At 42.5% G+C, this 2258-nt stretch carries 2 protein-coding genes and 1 pseudogene; 2 read left to right on the top strand and 1 reads right to left on the bottom strand.

What is annotated here, in order from left to right; genetic code table 11:
- Positions 1-692, top strand: a pseudogene (locus ABRS97_RS27895) (hypothetical protein); the annotation flags it as partial.
- Between the two features lie 14 nt (positions 693-706).
- Positions 707-1090 (top strand): YxiG family protein, encoded by a 384-nt coding sequence (locus ABRS97_RS27890; protein WP_367819435.1) that lies wholly within the window; start codon positions 707-709, stop codon positions 1088-1090.
- Between the two features lie 356 nt (positions 1091-1446).
- On the opposite strand, the gene ABRS97_RS27885 is transcribed toward ABRS97_RS27890, so the two are convergent.
- Complete coding sequence (locus ABRS97_RS27885; protein WP_367819434.1) at positions 1447-2001, bottom strand: hypothetical protein; 555 nt, start codon at positions 1999-2001, stop codon at positions 1447-1449.
- Positions 2002-2258: the final 257 nt, after the last annotated feature.

The following is a 2258-nucleotide window of genomic DNA, read 5'->3' as shown; positions in this document are numbered from 1 at the left end:
AAGATAGCTATGAAGGGCAGATTGATAATCCGCTGAGTTTGAATCTTTATACGTATGTGAGTAATAATCCGTTGACAAGTTGGGATCCCACCGGGCACTGTTCATGTATGTCACCAACGAATCCAAGTAATGTCACATATTTCGGGGCAGGGTATAGCGCTTATAGATCGAATCCTAATAACCCATACATCTTAGATAATGATCCATACATTGATCCTAAAACTTTATTGCCCCCAAGTGAGTCTACAAAACAATGGATTGCTGATGAGCAACAAATGAGTGTTTTTCAGCATATACCAGATGAAAATGAGCCAAATGTGACAACCACTCCATTCCAAGAACCAGAGACAACAATAATACAAAATTTTAACCCAACACCTGGAAGTAATAAACAGTTAGCTGATGATATTTCTGGAAGATATGGTGGGACGTTAAGTGATGCCAAAGGTGATGGATATACAGTTACTATTCCTATTACACTAAACGATAAATCTGCAAATATAGTTCTAAGGGTAATGAATACAAGTAAGCTTAATAACAATTATTGGCGAATGTCTATTAGCGGGAAGGGGACGATGGATAAAAACGGAAATCTCTCAGGTGATGCAGATGCAACGCATGTTCCGATTGGAGAGAATTCTTACGAGGATCTTACTAATATTATTGACAAGTATGTTAAAAGTATAAATTAAGGAGGTGTTTGTGAGTGAATAGTTTAGATCAAGCTATGACTAAATTGTGGGGCTGTCAAATAGAATCATACGATTTTGATTTAATTGGACATAAATTTGATCTTACAGTAAGAAGATCTGCTGGCACTCATAATGAGGACTTCAAAGTTTCAGTAGAAGGAGTCGTTTCTTTTTCATGGATAAACGGAATTGACGCGCGTAGGTTGCAACTTTCTGAATGGGAGTATTTAGACTTAGCAACAATTGATATGACTCAGGACACAAAAATAAAAATTCTTGGGGATAAATTTGTTTCTCAGTTCTCCGCTTCACCAAATTTATGTGTAGAAATATGGGATTCTATATTATTAATTGAGGCCAGTGTAATTAAAATTAATGAACAAAAATTTAATATTTAGTGCTTGTTTTACTACCTTGCGACCAATCCTCGCAAGGTTTTCTTTTTTATCTGACGTTGGTCGTAACGACCACAAAGTTAATCAATTTTCTATTACTAACGTTCAAGTGATAACGACCCCTTTTGCTGTACCACTGAGCCCCAAACGCAGCAGGACAAACGAAAGATCAAAGCCTATGCCTCCGGCAACCTTCACATCCTCACTGTGCCTTATGCTGGGATAAACGGCTTGCCCCAAGTTGATTCCTAGCAGGGATGGCTTGCAGTCTTTCAAACCCTAGTCGGACAGGCTTCGCTGTCAGGTTCGGTTTGAAAGGCGCAAGCTCCCTGCCCGGTGAATCAACAGCGGCAAGCCGTTTATGCGCATAAGGCCCAGTGTGAGGCATTTTCGGTTGCCGCCGGTAGCGGCTTTGATCCCTCGGATCGGTTTAAAACCCTCGTTCGCTCCGCGGCCAAGGACAGACGGCTTTTTACAAACGCGCTTCCCGCAGCGCTTCGCTCCTTCCCCCTTTTGGGGTTGGATACGCTCATGCTCCTGCTGGCTTGATCCTCACCTTGGCCCTTATTCACGGCTGCACAGGCTTCCCCAGTCGATTCTCCTGCTTCATGATGCAAGTGTCTGTCCAAACAACGCTTGGACAGACAGGCATCAGGATAGGAAAGAGAATCGATCGGCGCGGAAGCCGTTTGCCACGAATAAGGGATCGGTGAGGACAGGCAAGCCAGCAGGACGTGAACATGTATCCAGCCCCAAAGCGGAAGAAGCGAAGCCTGGGAAGTTGGGGTTTGTAAAAAGCCGTCTTTGTCCTTGGGAGACCCCGCGAACGTAAAGGTGTCCATAGTGGTTGTGATTACAACCGTATGTACTGTTGCCTTTTTCTTCGAAGCCGAATCTAAGAAGTCTTTCTTCAAAGCATAACCCGCAAGGTCGTCCCCCCCAATTCTTTAATTCTTCTGTGAGCAACCCAAGGAGCCATTTCCCCTTATTTTTGATTGTAATGCTTCGAAGAATTGCTCAATAAAGAAGTTGACTCTTGCTCTTAAATCTTTCCCCCTCCCCCTTTTATTGATTGATAGTTACCCTTCGTAGTCAGGAATATACAAAATGTACCAAATTCATTCATTTTTTTGGTATGATAGTCCTATACGTATGAATCTAGTTCGTGAAT

Source organism: Paenibacillus tabacirhizosphaerae (assembly GCF_040812395.1).
In the GTDB taxonomy this organism is placed as follows: Bacteria; Bacillota; Bacilli; order Paenibacillales; family NBRC-103111; genus Paenibacillus_E.
Note: the sequence above shows the minus strand (reverse complement) of the source record. Positions and strands in the feature narration are given on the sequence as shown.